The organism is Bradyrhizobium sp. SPXBL-02, from assembly GCF_051853065.1.
Classification (GTDB): Bacteria; Pseudomonadota; Alphaproteobacteria; order Rhizobiales; family Xanthobacteraceae; genus Bradyrhizobium.
In genome coordinates this window covers 923833-941031 of record NZ_CP182474.1, presented here as the reverse complement: position 1 = coordinate 941031, position 17199 = coordinate 923833, and the positions used below count along the sequence as shown (strand labels likewise).

18 protein-coding genes and 1 tRNA gene are annotated in these 17199 nt (G+C 60.2%); 11 read left to right on the top strand and 8 right to left on the bottom strand.

Annotation, left to right across the window (positions count from 1 at the left end; genetic code table 11):
- The first annotated feature begins 16 nt into the window (after window positions 1-16).
- The 3 genes from ACNJYD_RS04400 to ACNJYD_RS04390 all read left to right on the top strand — a co-directional run bounded on the left by ACNJYD_RS04400 (window position 17) and on the right by ACNJYD_RS04390 (window position 3656).
- On the top strand, window positions 17-982 hold the full coding sequence (locus ACNJYD_RS04400; RefSeq protein WP_439365494.1) for a site-specific integrase: 966 nt from the start codon (window positions 17-19) through the stop codon (window positions 980-982).
- Window positions 983-1110: 128 nt separating this feature from the next.
- Window positions 1111-3117 (top strand): acyltransferase family protein, encoded by a 2007-nt coding sequence (locus ACNJYD_RS04395; RefSeq protein WP_439365493.1) that lies wholly within the window; start codon window positions 1111-1113, stop codon window positions 3115-3117.
- Between the two features lie 11 nt (window positions 3118-3128).
- Entirely contained in the window at window positions 3129-3656 is a 528-nt protein-coding gene (locus ACNJYD_RS04390; RefSeq protein ID WP_439365492.1) for a hypothetical protein, read from the top strand.
- A 94-nt stretch (window positions 3657-3750) separates the two neighbouring features.
- On the opposite strand, the gene ACNJYD_RS04385 is transcribed toward ACNJYD_RS04390, so the two are convergent.
- The 3 genes from ACNJYD_RS04385 to ACNJYD_RS04375 all read right to left on the bottom strand — a co-directional run bounded on the left by ACNJYD_RS04385 (window position 3751) and on the right by ACNJYD_RS04375 (window position 6330).
- Window positions 3751-4671, bottom strand: coding sequence for a hypothetical protein (locus ACNJYD_RS04385; RefSeq protein WP_439365491.1), 921 nt, complete (start codon window positions 4669-4671; stop codon window positions 3751-3753).
- 134 nt (window positions 4672-4805) lie between these two features.
- The gene (locus tag ACNJYD_RS04380; protein WP_439365490.1) at window positions 4806-5438 is read right to left on the bottom strand and encodes a hypothetical protein; all 633 of its coding nucleotides are present in this window, start codon (window positions 5436-5438) and stop codon (window positions 4806-4808) included.
- Between the two features lie 292 nt (window positions 5439-5730).
- Complete coding sequence (locus tag ACNJYD_RS04375; RefSeq protein WP_439365489.1) at window positions 5731-6330, bottom strand: hypothetical protein; 600 nt, start codon at window positions 6328-6330, stop codon at window positions 5731-5733.
- A 488-nt stretch (window positions 6331-6818) separates the two neighbouring features.
- On the opposite strand from ACNJYD_RS04375, the gene ACNJYD_RS04370 reads away from it, so the two are divergent.
- The 3 genes from ACNJYD_RS04370 (at window position 6819) to ACNJYD_RS04360 (ending at window position 8551) form a co-directional block, all read left to right on the top strand.
- A complete protein-coding gene (locus tag ACNJYD_RS04370) occupies window positions 6819-7037 on the top strand; it encodes a helix-turn-helix domain-containing protein (protein WP_439365488.1) in 219 nt (72 codons plus the stop codon).
- A gap of 63 nt (window positions 7038-7100) precedes the next feature.
- Window positions 7101-7817 carry a hypothetical protein gene (locus tag ACNJYD_RS04365; RefSeq protein WP_439365487.1) on the top strand — a complete coding sequence of 239 codons (717 nt, stop codon included), beginning with the start codon at window positions 7101-7103 and terminating at the stop codon, window positions 7815-7817.
- 47 nt (window positions 7818-7864) lie between these two features.
- Window positions 7865-8551, top strand: a complete 687-nt coding sequence (locus ACNJYD_RS04360) for a hypothetical protein (RefSeq protein ID WP_439365486.1) — start codon at window positions 7865-7867, stop codon at window positions 8549-8551.
- Window positions 8552-8633: 82 nt separating this feature from the next.
- Here the strand turns inward: ACNJYD_RS04360 and ACNJYD_RS04355 are convergent, their stop codons facing one another.
- From ACNJYD_RS04355 to ACNJYD_RS04335, 5 genes are all read right to left on the bottom strand, one after another.
- Complete coding sequence (locus ACNJYD_RS04355) at window positions 8634-9257, bottom strand: hypothetical protein (protein WP_439365485.1); 624 nt, start codon at window positions 9255-9257, stop codon at window positions 8634-8636.
- 29 nt (window positions 9258-9286) lie between these two features.
- Complete coding sequence (locus ACNJYD_RS04350; RefSeq protein WP_439365484.1) at window positions 9287-9616, bottom strand: hypothetical protein; 330 nt, start codon at window positions 9614-9616, stop codon at window positions 9287-9289.
- 4 nt (window positions 9617-9620) lie between these two features.
- Entirely contained in the window at window positions 9621-11030 is a 1410-nt protein-coding gene (locus ACNJYD_RS04345; RefSeq protein WP_439365483.1) for a hypothetical protein, read from the bottom strand.
- 250 nt (window positions 11031-11280) lie between these two features.
- Window positions 11281-11357: transfer RNA gene (locus tag ACNJYD_RS04340), tRNA-Arg, on the bottom strand.
- Window positions 11358-11625: 268 nt separating this feature from the next.
- The gene (locus tag ACNJYD_RS04335) at window positions 11626-13125 is read right to left on the bottom strand and encodes a sensor histidine kinase (RefSeq protein WP_172786718.1); all 1500 of its coding nucleotides are present in this window, start codon (window positions 13123-13125) and stop codon (window positions 11626-11628) included.
- A gap of 349 nt (window positions 13126-13474) precedes the next feature.
- On the opposite strand from ACNJYD_RS04335, the gene rpmH reads away from it, so the two are divergent.
- The 5 genes from rpmH (at window position 13475) to ACNJYD_RS04310 (ending at window position 17070) form a co-directional block, all read left to right on the top strand.
- Entirely contained in the window at window positions 13475-13609 is a 135-nt protein-coding gene (gene rpmH / locus ACNJYD_RS04330) for a 50S ribosomal protein L34 (protein WP_008542748.1), read from the top strand.
- Between the two features lie 27 nt (window positions 13610-13636).
- Entirely contained in the window at window positions 13637-14023 is a 387-nt protein-coding gene (rnpA, locus tag ACNJYD_RS04325; protein ID WP_172786717.1) for a ribonuclease P protein component, read from the top strand.
- Window positions 14024-14039: 16 nt separating this feature from the next.
- Window positions 14040-15911, top strand: a complete 1872-nt coding sequence (yidC, locus tag ACNJYD_RS04320; RefSeq protein WP_172786716.1) for a membrane protein insertase YidC — start codon at window positions 14040-14042, stop codon at window positions 15909-15911.
- Between the two features lie 140 nt (window positions 15912-16051).
- A complete protein-coding gene (gene yihA / locus ACNJYD_RS04315) occupies window positions 16052-16705 on the top strand; it encodes a ribosome biogenesis GTP-binding protein YihA/YsxC (protein WP_212259587.1) in 654 nt (217 codons plus the stop codon).
- Window positions 16705-17070 carry a DUF423 domain-containing protein gene (locus ACNJYD_RS04310; RefSeq protein WP_212259588.1) on the top strand — a complete coding sequence of 122 codons (366 nt, stop codon included), beginning with the start codon at window positions 16705-16707 and terminating at the stop codon, window positions 17068-17070. The genes yihA and ACNJYD_RS04310 overlap by 1 nt, the downstream gene beginning before the upstream one ends.
- Window positions 17071-17199: the final 129 nt, after the last annotated feature.

The window sequence follows — 17199 nt, the reverse complement described above, 5'->3', positions numbered from 1 at the left end:
GTAAAGGAACTCAAGGATGAGCAGCCTTCCCGCTCCTGCTGATGCTAGCGCCGTCCCGGTCGCCATCGCTCCCGAGCTGGCCGCCGCCGTTGCATTTGCGAAGGCCGAGAAGGCGCCAGCAACCCGTAAGGCCTATGAGACCGACTTCCGGTTATTCCGCGCCTGGTGCGAATCGAGAGGCGCCAGCGCGCTCCCCGCGAACCCAGAGACGCTTGCCGCCTACTTGGCGCACGGCGCAGCAGAAGGCGCTATGGTCTCGACGCTCAGCCGGCGCGTCGCGGCGGTCCGCTACGCCCACAAGCTGGCTTCGCTGCCGACCCCGAGCGACGCGGAGGCCGTCAAGGCCACGCTCCGCGGCATCCGGCGCACCATCGGAGCTGCCAAGGTCAAGAAAGCCCCCGCCGTCGTGGCGCGCATTAAGGCCATGGTCGAGACCTGCCCCAATACGCTAACCGGCAAGCGCGACCGCGCACTGCTGCTGTTGGGCTTTGGCGGCGCTTTCCGTCGTTCCGAGCTCGTCGCGCTCGACGTGGAGCATTTGCTGGAGACCGCGGAAGGGCTGCGAGCCTTCATCGCGAGGTCGAAGACCGATCAGGACGCCGAGGGCGCCACTGTAGCAATCGCCCGGGGATCCTCCGTCGTGTGTCCCGCCGCCGCCGTCCGGGATTGGCTCGATTCCGCCGGCATCACCTCCGGCCCGGTATTCCGTCCCATCAACAAGGCTGGCACGGTGAGCGCAGCGCGTCTGACGGATCGATCGGTTGCGAATGTTGTGAAAGCCTATGCCAGCCGGGCGGGCCTGGATGAGAAGCAGTTTTCTGGCCACTCGTTGCGTCGTGGGTTCCTCACGTCAGCAGCTGCAGCCGGCAAGTCCATTTTCCGCATGATGGATGTGAGCCGGCACAAATCGGTCGACACGCTTCGCGGATACGTTCAGGAGGCGGAACTCTTCAAGGATCATGCTGGGGCCGGCCTACTTTGACCCTGGTTCCGCGTCCGAGCATTGAGACGAGAGCATAGCCCTGCATTCAGCAACCCGGGATTCTACAGCTTGCTGAAACCGCCGTTGAACCCTTATGGTCCCCCCACTTCAGGCTGTGGGGCCCTCTTTTGTCTGTTTCCCTAGATCGACCTTGGCAGGGGTCGATAAGCGATATTGCTCATACCGCTGGTTTTAGTGTCAGTCGTGACTTTCGGCTGGACATCAACGCCCTGCGCGCGGCGTCCGTTCTGGCGGTTCTAGGCTATCACCTTCATGCCCCCGGCTTTGCCGGCGGATTTGTCGGCGTGGACGTGTTTTTCGTCATCACCGGTTATCTGATGACGAAAATTGTGCTCGCTGACTTAAGCGCTGAGCGGTTCTCAGTTGTGAACTTTGCGATGATGCGGATCCGGAGGCTGTTTCCAGCTCTCGCGGTTGTCATCGCGGCGTCGGTCGCTGCCGGCTGGTTTTTCAGTCTGCCCGGCGAGTACCAGCGCCATTTAAGGCAGGCCTGTTTCGCTCTGCTGTCGCTCTCAAACTTCGCCTTCGACGCTGATAGCGGCTACTTCGCTGCACCAGCTCAAACCAAGCCGCTCTTGCACACATGGTCCCTTGGGGTTGAGTGGCAGTTCTACATTTGGATGCCTTTGATCGCTTCTGCGGTTTGGCGCAAGGCCGTAACCTCAAAGCCGCGAACCGAGGTGCTCACCGGAGCATTCTGCTTATTCGCGCTCGCTTCCTTCCTTTGGTGCATTTGGCAGAGCCAAACTGATTTGACGGGCTCTGCTTTCTTCTCGTTGCGCACCCGTGCCTGGGAGCCATTGGCTGGCGGGTTAATCGCACTGTTCGAACGGCGCTTGCATGATGATGGCGCCAAAGCACCAAAAGTCAGAAATGCCGCTGCAGCATTAGGGTGGTTCATACTAGCGGCTTGCGTCCTATATCCGATGCCCGAACACCAATGGCCTGGGCTTCCTACATTATTGCCAGTCGGGGGGGCCGTTCTCATCGTCGCCGCTCGCCGGCAGGGCATTTTAGCCTTGTCGGGTTTGAGTTTCTTTCAGCGGATTGGGGATTGGTCCTATTCGATCTACCTTTGGCACTGGCCTATCTGGGTTTTCGCCGCAACCTGGCTGTCGTTCCGCGGCTACTCGGTTACGTTCGCGGCTAAGATGCTGATAGCAACGGCCTCGATCGGCTTAGGCGCGGCTTCCTACCTCCTCATAGAACAGCCCACGCGGAGAAGCCGGGACGCTTTGTCCGATTCGCGATTGATGGGGATCGCCATCGCTTCTTTTTGTTTGCTACTTGCATTCACAGTGACCGCTTTCAGCAGCCATGGCTTCCCGGGCAGGCTCCCCGCATATCTTGCCGCCGCCGAGGAGGCCCGGCGGACTGATACACCGCGCGATGAATGCTTTAGAAACGCCAACTCAATGAAGAAAGCGCCCGAGCCCTACTGCGAGTTCGGCAGCCAGGCACCTGAGGCCAAAAAGGCTATTTTGTGGGGCGACTCTTTCGCCAACCAGTACCTCGAGCCTATCTCATCAGCTGCAGTCGCGAATGGCATAAGGGGGCTGATTGCAACGCAAAGTGCGTGCCGTCCATTTGTTGACGATGGGATCCAGCATGCGTCGGACCAGGAACCATGCCGAGCCTTCAACCGCGACACGCTGAACTTAGTTCTGAGCCAGCCAGATCTGAGCATCGTTGTCCTTGGTGGCAACTGGGACTCTTCCGACGAGATTGTATCTCTTGCTCAAAAACTACTCTCTTCGAGAAAAACGGTCATTCTCATCCTCCCTCTACTAAACATCGGCTTCGATGTACCGCAACGATGGATGGAAGAACAAGCGAGGTCCGGCAAAGCGATAGGCGAATGGAAGGTGGAGGCGGACGCGAAGCTAACCAATGGAGCGCTAAGAGCCGATATCGCGCAACGCCTTCCTATCGAAGATAACCCGCGCTTACTGCTGGTGGATCCGCAGAGCGTTGTTTGCAGCGGTCATTATTGCTTTCTGGTACGGAGCGGTCGAGCGAATTTCAGGGATACCGCTCACATTTCAAATGTGAACGCGTCTCAATATCAGAACCTATTTGAGGCCGCCTTTAAGGCTGCAGTTCAGAAACATTGAAGGGGTTCATTGTGAGCCAAGAGGTATGGCTTCCTCTCGCGTCGCTTGTAGTCGGCTTCCTGATCAAGCTGGTTTCGGACCGAGTGCAGAATGGCTGGAATTTAGAGCGAGAGCGAATTGCAAGGGAAGCCATCGCGCGAGAGCAGAGACTAGCCCGCAAAATAGAGGTTCAGCGGCAAGCGTTGCTCGACTTGCAGGAGGCCGCTGCGTCTCTTGTGCGCGCGACTGCAATTGGCTCATTTCACGACATCACGTCTCATCGAGAGACCGGCCTTTGGGCAAAGAATAAGTGGCCAGATGAGGCGAATAGCGGCCACTTGATCGCCCAAAACAAAGTTGCTCGGGCTTTGTCGATAATAAGAGACAGCAGCATAAGGGACCAGGCGAACCAAATCAAAGCGCTCGCAGCGAAGGTCGCAATGGCGAGGAGCGAAGAGGAAAGTGAGCGCGGCATGGAAAGATTGGCCGCGGCCTCCGAAGCCTTGTACTTAGCAATCGCGAACAGTTTATGGACGATTGATGATAGCGACGTTTTGTGAGCCGAGGCTCTGCGAAGCAGGGACCAGGCGGGCCTGGCCCCCGCAACATCACGTCAATACCGAGCTGATGATTCTCGTGAGCTTCTAAACCTTCCTACGGCCAAAGACCGACGCTGATCCTTTCGATCAATGGAGTCTTGCTGTCGTGGAATGTCGGTGCATCAAGGGAGACGGGACCATACTTCGTCGGGAACATCCGGTTAGCGATACGTAAAAACTCGCGCCAGCGCCGAGGCGCGTCCTCGATCGTCAGTGTGCCTTCGAGGATAGCGAGCATCATCTCGCTCATGACTTCTTTTCGAGTCTCAAAATCTAGATTTCGGGGAACGGCGTGATCCGCCGCCGTGAACACGTCGTGGGCCGGCCCCGCGATGATGCCGGTCAGTGTCGGGCCGCGCGTGACGGGCTTACGCGTAATCAGGCGGGTCCGATTGTGTAAGCTGTTCTCCGAAAAAAGCGGCCTCAGAACAGCGTCAACCTGCGGGATGTTCCGCATGGCGTTTTTCAACGCTCCAAGCGACATCACGCGCTCACTGCTGCGGTAACTCGTAAGCTTGTACATCGAAGCACCGGCTTTGGCGCTCTCGAGGACCTTGGCGACGTCGTCGGCATTGTAGCTTCTGGTGTGTTCATATCCTCGCTCGCAGATCAGACAGCGGCGGACCTGCCACTGCCCCTGCCGGAGTGTACGGACTACTGACGTATCAGCGGTGAGCAGATGCCCGTTTCGACAGTGGGTTTTTGCCATCATCTTGTCGCGGCATGTTCTCACCTTACGAGCGGTGGTGTTCGCCAGAGACTGGCGAATGACCACAGCCCACCATTCAGGCCGCTCCGCCTTCAATATGTCGCGGAAGTGAACGCTGACTGGGCAGTCCCGAAGAGTGCCACCACCCTCCAGATGGACATTGATTTTGGCGGCGTTGCCATCGTTGTCCGGGACCGACGCTATGCGACCTGGCTTTCTTGGTGCTGCGGTCTGAACGTGCGTTGCGGGATGCTGAGATATCGCCATTTGGATCCTCTCCTTTGCGCGGGATGCGCACGGAGAGCCGAATCCTGAGTCGAGTCCGCCCGGAGTCCTCGGGACAGCAGAATGAAGGAGCGCCGCGGGATTATCTGTGACGGACCGCTGCCAAGAAGTTTTCTTCACCCCATTGTCCCTTGCTGCCAGTCCTGCGTACCGACCTGCTCAAGCGCGCCGTCAAGGTCGCCAATGCCGCTCTCCGAGTGGTCCAATTCGTAGTCATTGACTGACGCCGCATGCCAAGCAGCCCTTTGATCGGTGTGACCTTCCAGCGCGCCCAGGGAAGGTTCGTCATCATCCCCCGGCTCGGCGCCGTCGTGCTCGTCCTCCAGATCTTTAGTGCCACTGTCCGCCCAGGCGGTCTGGTCACCGGACGAGTTCCGGCCATCGACCCCGTAGCAACTGGCGTGCTTTTCGATCGCGCCGAGGGAGGGTTCGTCGTCGCTGTCGTCCGCCTCGATATCCTCGCCCTGAAACCGGCTCTGATCGAAGGTCCGCATCGTCCAGGGCGACCGGCCCAGGTAATCGCCGCTGGTGCGCGGATCTGGCGTCGCCAGATCCTGCTCGAGCTCGTCGGTATCGCAGGGGCCATCGTCAGCCCCATCCTCTAACTCGGTCATGACGTACGGGTCCGACTGATCAAGGAATTGTATCAGCCGCGATATTTCATCCCGTGCTTCGCGCCGCAGCCTCTGGAGGGTGGATATCGCTTCTAAGCGGCTTCGCTCCTGGGCTAGTAGGTTTGCGTTCAGCATGACTGCGCTCCCAATCGCTTGACGACGACGCCAACGGCAACTGTCAGATCCTCGTCAGCCTGGGCAGTGAGAAGAATCGATATCTTGATCGTCAGCCCAGCAAGGCGTTCGGCGCCTTGGCGAATTGCTATGGAATTTGCGGGCGCACAGGACACGAGTCCCCGTTGCCTCGCGATAGATACCGCGTTGCTCATGTCTTCTCTCGATTTGATGTGAGGGTGGTGGTTTGCTAGCAGCCGAGCGGTATGGTTCCGCCCTCGCCCGGCTGGTCGCGTCTATGCCGGCAGTCTGGTTACTTCACCTCCTTTCGATGCTGCCAACCGAACAGTTGGGGCCAAAGGGGGTCGAAGTGCTCGCAGAGGGCTTCAAATGCCTCGCTCGCCGCGCTCTCGACCAGCTGGATATGCAGGCGCGGCCACACCGCTGTGGCTTGCACCTGGGGTGTCCAATGGTTCGATGAAAAACCGCTCCGGACGCCTTCGATAGTTTCGTGGAAATGGCCTTTGCATTGTCCGACCGTGCCGAACGTGAGAGCAAGCATGCCAATTTCGCGCTGCTGTTCGGGTGACAGCCGATCCCAGGCCTTGCCGGCATCAAAGGCGGCGAGTTCGTGAAAAGTGGGCAGCCGATCGGAGAGAGGGATTTCCGCCTCGGGCTCCGCGACTTCCGCCGGCAGCGCGCCACCGCGACGGACGCCAATAATTGTTCGGGCGTTCCAGATGGCGGCGCGCTTGCGCTCACCCTTCTGCAAGAGAACGTCGACCATGCCGCGGGGCGTTTTGGCGCCAACGCTGACGCTAAGCACAACCTCGCCCGACCCGGTCACGTCACCGCGCAAGAGATGACGGGCCGGGACCTTGACGAGAGCGGCTTTGTTGGACGGTGCGAGCATGTGCGCCTCCCCTTATGCCCAACGCTGCGGGGGGAGTTCGAAAGCCGGCGCTACGCCCGTGCGGGCAACGCGCGCCTCAGCGAAGCCGCTGCGCATCTGGAGACCGAGGTAATAGCTGTAGGGGCGGTTGACGTGGTGGGCGCGACCGCGGCAGGCGAGTTCGTCGGCATAGTCGGCCTTCGCACGGGCGTGGGCCTCAGTCAGAAGTTTGGAGCGAAGTGTGTTGGCCGATGAGCGCGGCCTGGAGTTTGCGTAAGTGGGAGAGCGGACCAAGCCGGAGTTGCGGTTGACTTGCTCGGTCTGTTGACTTGTCAGGAATGGTGCGGACATAGCTCCGCCGCTCACCGGAAAGGCGCTGTTGCTCATCGGGGTTGCCTTAGATGGACTGTTGTGCGATACCTAGGGTATTAAATCAGAAGCTCGCCCAAGTCAATACCTGAGGTATCAAAATTGTGAGTCTGACTAGCGAACAAATCCGCGCAGCAAGAATGCTCCTCCGCTGGGAGCAAAAGGATCTGGCGGAGGCTTCTGGCGTCTCGTTGCCGAGCATCAAAAGATTGGAGACTCAGCCCGGCCCGCTTTCCGCCCAGGAGCGGACGCTCTCCGAGCTTCGAAAAGCCCTCGAAAAAGCCGGCGTCCAGTTCATCCCGGAGAACGGCGGCGGGGCAGGCGTGCGGCTGGCGAAGCGTGCAAAGAGATCCAAATGACACTGATCGCTGACCGACAGGAATCCGCGCTGCAATACTACTATCTTGGGCAGGAGAGCGATAATGATCATTTGGCTTGCCGGGAGCGCCTTTCTGCTTACCGCGGCGGTAATGCACTACGCGTTCGTCAGAGTATCTCCCCTTCAGAAAAAGAAGTGGCTGCAGATTGACTATGCCGCGAACGCAGTCGCGGCATTTGCTGTTCTCGTCGCAGCAGCTGACTACCAATATTATCGGACATCTCGCCAAGCGGGCGAGGACCGTGAAGCCTATAGCAGGGCTTTGATCGCGACTCGTGACGCCATAAGCTATTCAAACCAGTACTGCAAAGACAATGCTCATGTCGAGAAGATCAAGTCCTCAAGGACTTGCCGTTTGGGTCAAGCGTTCTCTGCAGACCTAGATCGACAGATCCCGCAGCCAGATTTTCCATTCGTGCCGCTACTGCTGTTCTCGGGGGACCAAATAAACCTTGAACTTATGGTATCGGATATCCCATGCATCAGCGGGGTATTCACAGATGAAGCTGCGCGCGACGTCCGGGTCGGCAATTGGCCGAACTACAAATATGTTAAGTTCTGTGATTTCTATCAAACTCTCGAAGCGTTGCGGCGCGCTGCCGTCGAATCAAGGTCGGGCGCCGAAGGCCTTGCGCGTTTCAAGTCACTGTCGGGCCTTTGGATCGTTCTGTTTGCTATAGTTCTAGGTGTCAGACTGACCAAGGTCGCAGCAGAAATAAAGGCACTCCCTCAAACAGGACAATCTGCGACTGGCTCTTAGGCCGGTGTCGAGTTCATTCCCGAGAACGGTGGCGGTGGGGAATTTTCATGCTCCAGGCAATTGCTGAAGTCGGTTGGTCAGCTCTTTTGCTCCTTAGCCTCGTGGTCTCTATCAGGCAGCTAACTCGATGGGGCCAGGCGACGGAGATTAACTGGTTGCTGTACGCCTTCTCATTCGTTCTAGTTGTTCGTCTCGCGGTCGATTTTGCTGCTTACGTCAACGACTATGGTTCGCTACACGTCTTCCTCGAACAACATCTGGGCATTCCGAGCAAATACACGCTAGCTTTACATGAATGGCTGACAAACGTTCGCGATGAACTGATTCTAGTCGCGACGATTATTGTGGTCGCCATTGCTCCGCAGTTGCTGACATACGTGCTTGCAGGTCTCTTCGGTTGCGCAAAATCACCACCTCTTGTTTGGCATTTTGAGCAATTCGCGGCCTGGAGCTTGATCAAGTTTTTGGCTGCGCTTAGCGGGATACTGTTTGAAGGAGCAATATCTCCGACAGAGAACCGGGGCCTTCCAGCCTGGACAACATCCAACCGTCAGCAAGCGCTCTGGGCGCTTACGATGTTGGCCATCTCTTTCGGTTTTGCCGTGATCCAGACGCGCGTAATCGAAATCAAAGAAGGACGAGCGAAATCAGCTTTCCGCTTACTATGGCCGGGCCGGCTCCGCTCGTTCTTCACCCGCAATTTGCCCGAGAGAGGGGAGCGCCGAGCTCACTGAAAGAGAGGCGCGTCAAGACGGGGAGAGGCAGCATGGGGTCCCGTGGACTTTGAGCCAGCAGGGCCGCTTGCTATAGGATCTTCTATTTCCAATTTCGCAGGAATGCCTTGCGTTGAAGGCCCAGCTTGGCATCACAAGCAACGATGGCGTGCGACACCGCGTCGGAAATTTTCTTTTGCAAAGCTCTCCGCTCAATCGCATCATCGCATTTCGTCATAGAACCCAATGCTAGATACAACGCGTCTTCTAGCTCAGCGTTGATCTCGAGAAACTCAGCCCGAAGTGAAAGCCTTCTGTCGGCTTCTTTCAAGACCATCGAAAAGAGGCTCAACGTCGTACAGGCCGAGTCATACCGAAGTTTCTTGATTGCATCTGCTCTTGCTGCAGCGTCGTCCGTCTCGGATGCCACGGCCGCCAGGTTGGCAAGTGTCCTCAAATCTTTGTAGGTCTCTTTGATAGGATCCCGGATATCACCGTCGAAGCTCTCCGACGCCTCCTTGCTCTGTCTATCCAGAACGCGATATCGCCACTGCAGTAAAAGACTGAGGAGCGAGAGCGCTCCTGATGCTCCGATGCCCCACCACCGAGCGTCGTAATACCAAGGTTGTTCAGCCGTTTCCCGAGCAGGTGCAGGCTTCGGAATTGGGATCTGCTTTTGCTGAGGGATCGCATAACCTGGCAAAGCGACCAACGCGCTTGCCAGCAAGCCTATCCGAAACCACCCTTTGCTGGGCATCAGAAAGGCAGAGGGTCACCTTTGAGAAGGCTATATTCGGCGCCTCTCCTGATCTGAGCCATCAAGTGTGGCTCAGCCGAGAAGTGATACTTTCTAAAAAACGCGTCCACATCACCTATGTGTTTCACGCTTTTTCCGAACATGCCCAAAACAAAGGATGGAGTAATGGCTTCCAATTCTGGTGACAGCACAACCGAGAGTTCCTCGTCGGCTTCATCCAGAGCATCGAGATTGTACTCAGCACGGGCAGCAAGACCGCGCTGCTTACCAGACAGAACGGAGGTATCACCCTCCCCCGAGAGATGGGACAAGTTCAGCATTTTGACCATTGCGTCATGTCGTCCGAACCAACTCATCTGCGTCGATGCAAAACCGCACAGCTACGATAGTGCCTGGAAACCGATATGGAAGCGAAAAAACATAGTCCTGGTCGGGCGGGTTTTGCAAGCTGTTCGAGGCGTTTAAGGCTAACGCTCGATGCCCGCTCGGCTGTTTGGCTGGTATATTATATGGTGGCCTTACCGTGAGACAAGCGGAGCCCGAGATGATTGTCATCCGCGGCTGTTCATCTGGTCGTGAACTCTTGCCCAACGAGTTCGCGGCTTCTACGAACGTGAGCATTCCAAAACCATTTGGGGTTTCATCCGATTTTGCCCGGGAAATGCCATCCTGGAGCGAGCAGAGAGTCCATAAAGCCTCTTCATCGTATCGGCTACTTGCTGGCCACCGAGGAAGGTGCCGTTCTGAAAAAGAAGCGATCCGCTCCCGCAGCGGCTCAGGTGCGAGCTGAAGTGTCTCGAATATCGTTAATCCGGGATTGATGATGCCTATATGGCAGACGTGCGACATGCTTCCATCGTCTCTGCGCCTAGATTCCATGAAGCCGGCGATAGCCCACGTTCCATCTTCGGATGGGTCGCTGTGTCGTTTGGCGTTGTCGAGAATCTCGCCCGCTAGCGTAAGGATATTCACCCTCCCGGTCGGCGAAAGGCGCCGAGGTGGAGAGAGCGCACCAAGCCATTGGTCGATAGTGGCGACGAGCTTCGAATCCACTCGCTCCTCGGACGAGACCGCCCAGGCAGAATTATCCTTCGTTGAGGCTCCCTGTCCTCGACGCTCGCGCAAAGGGAAAGGGAGAATTAGCGAATCTCCTCCCACCGGTCGCGTGCTTATCCTAAGATAGTCTGTGAGGTGAACCGCTCCGATGACCCGATTGATGCCGTGCCTTATGGTTCCCTCGCGACATACGGGGAGCATCCGTTGCCTGATAAGCCCTAGCACCATGTAGGGTGCTATATCTTTGCAGTGCTTATCTTCGAAGTTCATTGAGAACGTTCTGCAATCGGCCTCGCATTCTGCGAGTTTGCGCAACGTCAACATCGTTCCCAATGGATCATCAAGGAATGAGAAATTGACGAGGTCAACCTTGTCTTCGCGGTGGCGTCGCCACGACGGCAACCACTTGGCTTTTCGCTCTGGATAGATTGCATCGAGAACCGGACTGGAGCGAAAACCTTGCCGAATGATGACAGGCTTTTCGACAGACTCGCTTTTTCGAAGTTGTTTGAGTGCGCGCCTTATGCGCCCAGCCTCTTTCCATGCCGCTGGCGAACCTCCGGTTGGAATCCGGGAAAGCTCTAAGTCGAATTGCTCCTCCGACATCGAGCGGATCGTCTGTTTGCCGAGCTTTAGAGACCGGCCGCCCTTGCGGCGGCCTCGATGCTGATGCGCGCGAATTTTCATATCGGAGAATCAGTGAAGGGCAGGAAAGCACGCGTATTAGTTGATTTTTTCTCCTCCCGCCATCCGACCTATTGCGGCCTGCGGCACGGTCCGGATGCGGCGCGGCTGCGGGGCCAGCCAGCCACGGAGGAAGGGCTCTCTGTCGCAGCAGGTAGGCTGGACTAGAAGGTAGATTTTGCGTCCCTGCCGCGTCCCCGCGCGGCCACTGTACGATGTGGGCCGCAATAAACCGCGTTTTTCTCGGGAAAAATGGCGCGCCCGGAACGATTCGAACGTCCGACCCTCAGATTCGTAGTCTGATGCTCTATCCAGCTGAGCTACGGGCGCGTTTTTCGCGACAGTGCGGGCGGGGCCCGCAAGCAGCCCCCGGCGGAGCCGGAGGGGGTGCGAAAGAGCGCTCTGACTAACCGCTCTTGTCCCGATTGGCAAGGTCCGGGATGGGGAGATTTTTGCGCATCTCGACTTCACCGTCGTCATTCCGGGATGGCCCGGAGGGCCAGGCCCGGAATCCATAACCCCAGCTGGTGGTTATGGATTCCGGGCTCGCGACTTCGTCGCGCCCCGGAATGACGGCTTCAGTCGGCCGCCGGCCGACTTAAGCCCTCTGCCGCTCGTTGCGGATGGAGAGCAGTTCCACGGGACGGTCGGGGATGACGATGCGGAAGGTGGCGCCGATGGTGCCTTCGACCAGGTGGATGTCGCCGCCATGGGCGCGGACCAGCTCGGCGGCGATGGCAAGGCCAAGGCCGCTGCCGCCGGGGCGACCAGAGGTCTGGAAGGCCTCGAACAGGCGCTCCCGGGTCTTCGGGGGGACGCCGGGCCCGGTGTCGGAAACCTCGAGAATCGCGACGGCGCCTTCGCGCTTCCCGGTAATCCGGATCTGCTGCACACGCCCCTCGCCCGCCGCATGGCTTTCGAGCGCCTGGGCGGCGTTGCGGACGAGGTTGAGCAAGACGCGGAACAGCTGGTCGGGGTCGGCATCGACCGCGAGCCCGCGCTCGATCGCAGCGACCCAGGCGATCGAGGCCTCGTTGGCGAGCCCCGCGGTCTCCCGCACCTCCATCACCACAGGCTCGATCAGGATCATGCGGCGGTCGGGCGCGGCCTCCTGGGCCCGGCCGTAGGACAATGTCGACTGGCAGAAGGCGATGGCGCGCTCGAGCGAGCGCACGAGCTTGGGCGCAAAGCGCTGCACGCGTGGATCCGGCACGCTGGCGAGCTGGTCCGACAGCAGCTGGGCCGAGGCGAGCAGGTTGCGCAGATCGTGGTTGATCTTGGAGACGGCAAGGCCGAGGGCGGCGAGCCGGCTCTTCTGATGCAGCATCGACATCAGGTCGCGCTGCATGTCCGACAATTCGCGCTCGGCGACCCCGATCTCGTCGCTGCGCTGGCTCGGCACGATGATGCCGGCCGAGCTTTCGGGATTTTCGTGGAAGCCGACCAGGCTCGCGGTCAGCCGCCGCATCGGCCGCACGAAGAGATAATGGAGCGCGAGATAGACGAGGCCCGCGGTCAGCACCGCGATGATCAGCGCGACCACGACGACGTTGCGGGAGAAGCGGTACATCTGCTGCCGCAGCGGCAGCTCGTCGGTGACGATCTCGATGAACTGGGCATTGCCGACGCCGGGGCCGACGATGCGGATGGCCTGGTTGCCGGTCTCCAGCATCATGCGGAACGAGCCGGTGATCGCCTCCCAGGCGGTCACGTCGCGCAGGTCGATGTCATGCTCGATGGCGGCGGGAATGTTGTCGCTCGCGAGCAGCCGGCGCTGCTGGCCCATCTTGATGGCGACCGCACGGGCGTTGATGCTTTTCAGGATCTGGCGCGACAGCGAATCGGGAACCATGCCGAGCGGCGCCGCATCCAGCACCAGCGCCGCGGTGTTGGCGGCCGCAACGCGGTCGTTGAGCCGGTTGACCCAGAAATTGGCGATGGCGGGCACGTAAAGCAGGCTGGCGGCGATCATCACCAGGGGCACGGTGAGCAGCAGCAGCTTGCCGGACAGCCCCAGCCCGCGCGAGCCGCGGGGCCGCATCGCCGGCTGGTCCGGCTGATCCAGATCCTGGATCTGCTGGCGATCTGTGGCTGCCACGAAACTCGCCCCTCTTGACCTTGGCTGATGGAGGATGCGACCCGGCCGATGTCCGGTCAAATTACGGATCGCTAATCTGCCAAGGTGGGATGTAAGCGCTGTTAGCGCGAGTCGCTACCTCAAGGGTTAAAAACCTCGCACAAACAGCGATATTCACCAAAATCGCGCGCTTGTGCGGCGTTGACGAAAACAAGGCGCTCCCTTATAAGCCGCGCGAATTGTCCGCGATGACCCGGTGCGACACTGGGAGCGGCTCTCTTGGGGCCGAAAAGGGCCCGTTTTGGGCCGCATCTTCCGGACTTTACCATCAATTCTACAGGCAAATTGCCCGGTCAGCGGAGAAAAACCCGTGAAGCGGACTTATCAACCCAGCAAACTGGTGCGCAAGCGCCGTCACGGCTTCCGCGCCCGTCTCGCCACTGCCGGCGGCCGCAAGGTTCTCGCCGCCCGCCGCGCCCGCGGCCGCAAGCGTCTGAGCGCCTGAGCCGGACCCCCTTTTTGGGATTTCATCATGGATCGGCTGAGGCAGCGGGCGGATTTCCTCGCCGTTGCCAATGGCGCGCGGGTGAATAGTCCCGCGTTCGTCCTGCAAAGTCGCCGCCGCGATGATTCCGGCCCTGTCAGGATCGGCTTCACCGTCACCAAAAAGAACGGCAACGCCCCCGAGCGCAATCGCATCCGGCGCCGGCTGCGCGAATTGGTGAAGCGGCTCGATCCGACATCGATGCAGCCCCACCACGATTATGTCCTGGTCGGACGAAGAGACGCGCTCTCGCGCGACTTCGCCACCATGCTCGACGATCTGCGCATAGCGTTCACGAAGCCCGCGCGGCATACGGCCAAGGCGCGCGGCCAGAGGCCGGGTCACGCCGCAGCGACCAGCCGCAAACCGGATTGATGACGAGACAAACGAGATGACCGACAATCGCAATACCATCCTCGCCGTCATTCTGTCCGGCCTGGTGCTGATCGCCTGGCAGTATTTCTACAACGTGCCGCAGATGGAGAAACAGCGCGCCCAGCAGCAGGCGCAGACCGAGCTCCAGAAGACGACGCCGCAGCCGACCGCCTCGGCGACGCCAGGCGGCGCGCCGGCGACGCCGGGCTCCGCGCCGCAGCCGGGCGGTACGGCCCAGCCGGCAACGCCGGCCGCGAGCCAGCCCCAAGCGGTCGTTCCGCGCGAGACCGCCATTGCAGCGAGCCCGCGCGTCAAGATCGAGACGCCGCGGATCGCCGGCAGCATCTCATTGAAGGGCGGCCGTATCGACGACATCGCGCTGGTGCAATATCGCGAGACGGTCGATCCGAAATCGCCGCCGATCGTCCTCTATTCGCCGTCGGGCACGGCGGAGCCCTATTACGCCGAGTTCGGCTGGGTTGCGGCGACGGGCGTGACGGCAAAGATGCCGGATGCCCAGACCGTCTGGCAGCAGGAGGGCAGCGGCAGCCTGACGCCGTCGACACCGGTGGTGCTGAAATGGGAGAACGGCGACGGCCTGACCTTCCGCCGCACCATCACCGTCGACGACCATTATCTCTTCACCATCAAGGACGAGGTGAGCAATGTCGGCAACGCCCCCGTCACGCTCTATCCGTTCGCGCTGATCTCGCGCCACGGCGCGCCGCATGTCTCCGGCTACTATATCCTGCATGAGGGCCTGATCGGCTATCTCGGCGAACACAGGCTGCAGGAATATGCCTACAGCAAGATCGACGAAGCCAAGCAGGTGAACTTTAAGGCCACCAATGGCTGGCTCGGCATCACCGACAAATACTGGGCCTCCGCGCTGCTGCCCGACACCAACGCCCAGCTCCAGGCACGTTTCTCGTCGAACCCGGTCGGCAAGGTCCATACCTACCAGACCGACTATCTGCTCGACCCCGTCACCGTCGCGATCGGCGGCACCGCGACGGCCAACGCGCGGCTGTTCGCAGGCGCCAAGGAAGCCGGCGTGGTCGGCATCAACTTCCCGCTCGCCGGCCTCGGCGGCTACAACAAGGCGCTCGGCCTCAACCAGTTCGACCTGCTGATCGACTGGGGCTGGTTTTACTTCCTCACCAAGCCGATGTTCCTCGGCCTCGACTTCTTCTACCGCTTCTTCGGCAATTTCGGCATCTCGATCCTGCTGGTGACGGTGATCGTGAAGCTGTTGTTCTTCCCGCTGGCGAACAAGTCCTACGCCTCGATGGCGAAGATGAAGTCGATCCAGCCGCAGCTGCAGGCGCTCAAGGAGCGCTATCCCGACGACAAGGTGAAGCAGCAGCAGGAGATGATGGAGATCTACCGCAAGGAGAAGATCAATCCGGTCGCCGGCTGTCTTCCCGTGCTGATCCAGATCCCGGTGTTCTTCTCGCTCTACAAGGTGCTGTTCGTCACCATCGAGATGCGGCACGCGCCGTTCTACGGCTGGATCAAGGACCTCTCGGCGCCGGACCCGACCAACCTGTTCAACCTGTTCGGGCTGATCCCGTTCGACCCGACCACGATTCCGGTGTTCGGCTATTACCTCGCGCTCGGCATCTGGCCGATCATCATGGGCATCACGATGTGGTTCCAGATGAAGCTGAATCCGACGCCGCCGGATCCGACGCAGCAGATCATCTTCAACTGGATGCCGCTGATCTTCACCTTCATGCTGGCGGGCTTCCCGGCAGGTCTCGTGATCTACTGGGCCTGGAACAACCTGCTCTCGGTGGTCCAGCAGAGCTACATCATGCGCCGCAACGGCGTGAAGGTGGAGTTATTCGACAATCTCAAGGCGACGTTCGCGAGGAAGGCGACGTAAGCGCCGTCATTGCGGGCGCAAATGCCTCCACACCGTCATGCCCGGGCTCGTCCCGGGCATCCACGTTTAGGAGGGTGCTGGACAGCCAGACGTGGATGGCCGGGACAAGCCCGGCCATGACGAGAGGATAGACCGCTCGCATGAACGACAAGACCGACGAGCGACTGATCGAGGCCGGGCGAAAATTGTTCGCCCGCGACTGGCAGTTCATCTGGGCCTCGCCTTCGATCCAAACGCTGCCGCCGATGGCGGGGCTGGAGATCGCCTTTGCCGGACGCTCCAATGTCGGCAAGTCGAGCCTGATCAACGCGCTCACCGGGCGCAACGCGCTGGCACGCACCTCGCATACGCCGGGCCGCACCCAGGAGCTGATCTTCTTCGAGGTCCCCGGCAAGAACGACCTGCGCCTCGTCGACATGCCCGGCTACGGCTATGCCAAGGCGCCGAAGAGCCAGGTCGCGTCCTGGACCGAGCTGATCCACAAATTCCTGCTGGGCCGCGCCAGCCTCGCCCGCGTCTACGTGCTGATCGACGCGCGGCATGGGATCAAGGACGTCGATCTCGAAGTGCTCAAGACGCTCGATCGCTCCGCCGTCAGCTACCAGATCGTGCTGACCAAGGCCGACCAGGTGAAGGCCGCCGAGCTGCAGGCGCGCATCGCCGAGACCGAGGCCGCACTCGCCAAGCATCCGGCCGCGTTCCCGACCGTGCTCGCGACCTCGTCACGCAGCTCGACCGGCATGGAGAGCTTGCGCGCCGCGATGGCGAAGCTCCTGGAAGAGCGGGCCGCGTGATGCTGGCGTACCGCCTGCTGATCGGGCTTGCCGGCTTGATGGGCGCCGCCGGCGTCGCGCTGGCCGCCGCCGCCGCCCATGGCGCGGACGCTAATCGTCTTGCCTCCGCCAGCACCATGCTGCTGTTTCATGCAACGGCCATACTCGCGACGATCGCCTTGCTCACGCGCGGCCTTCTGCACGGCGGAATTGGGCTCGTGGCGGCGTTCGGCTTCGCGATCGGTGCCGCGCTGTTCGCAGGCGACCTCACCTTGCGGCAATATGCCGGGCACACGTTGTTTCCGATGGCGGCGCCGACGGGCGGAACGGTGATGATTTTGGGCTGGCTGGCGGTGAGCGCGGCGGCGGTGGCGGCAAAAAGGTGATGCTCGTGTCCCGGACGCGGTGCGGCACGCAGTGACGCTCCGCCGAGCCGGGACCCAGAAGCGACATGGGCCCCGGCTCTGCAGCGCACCGCTGAAGAAGCGCTGCGCTGCGTCCGGGGCACGAAGACC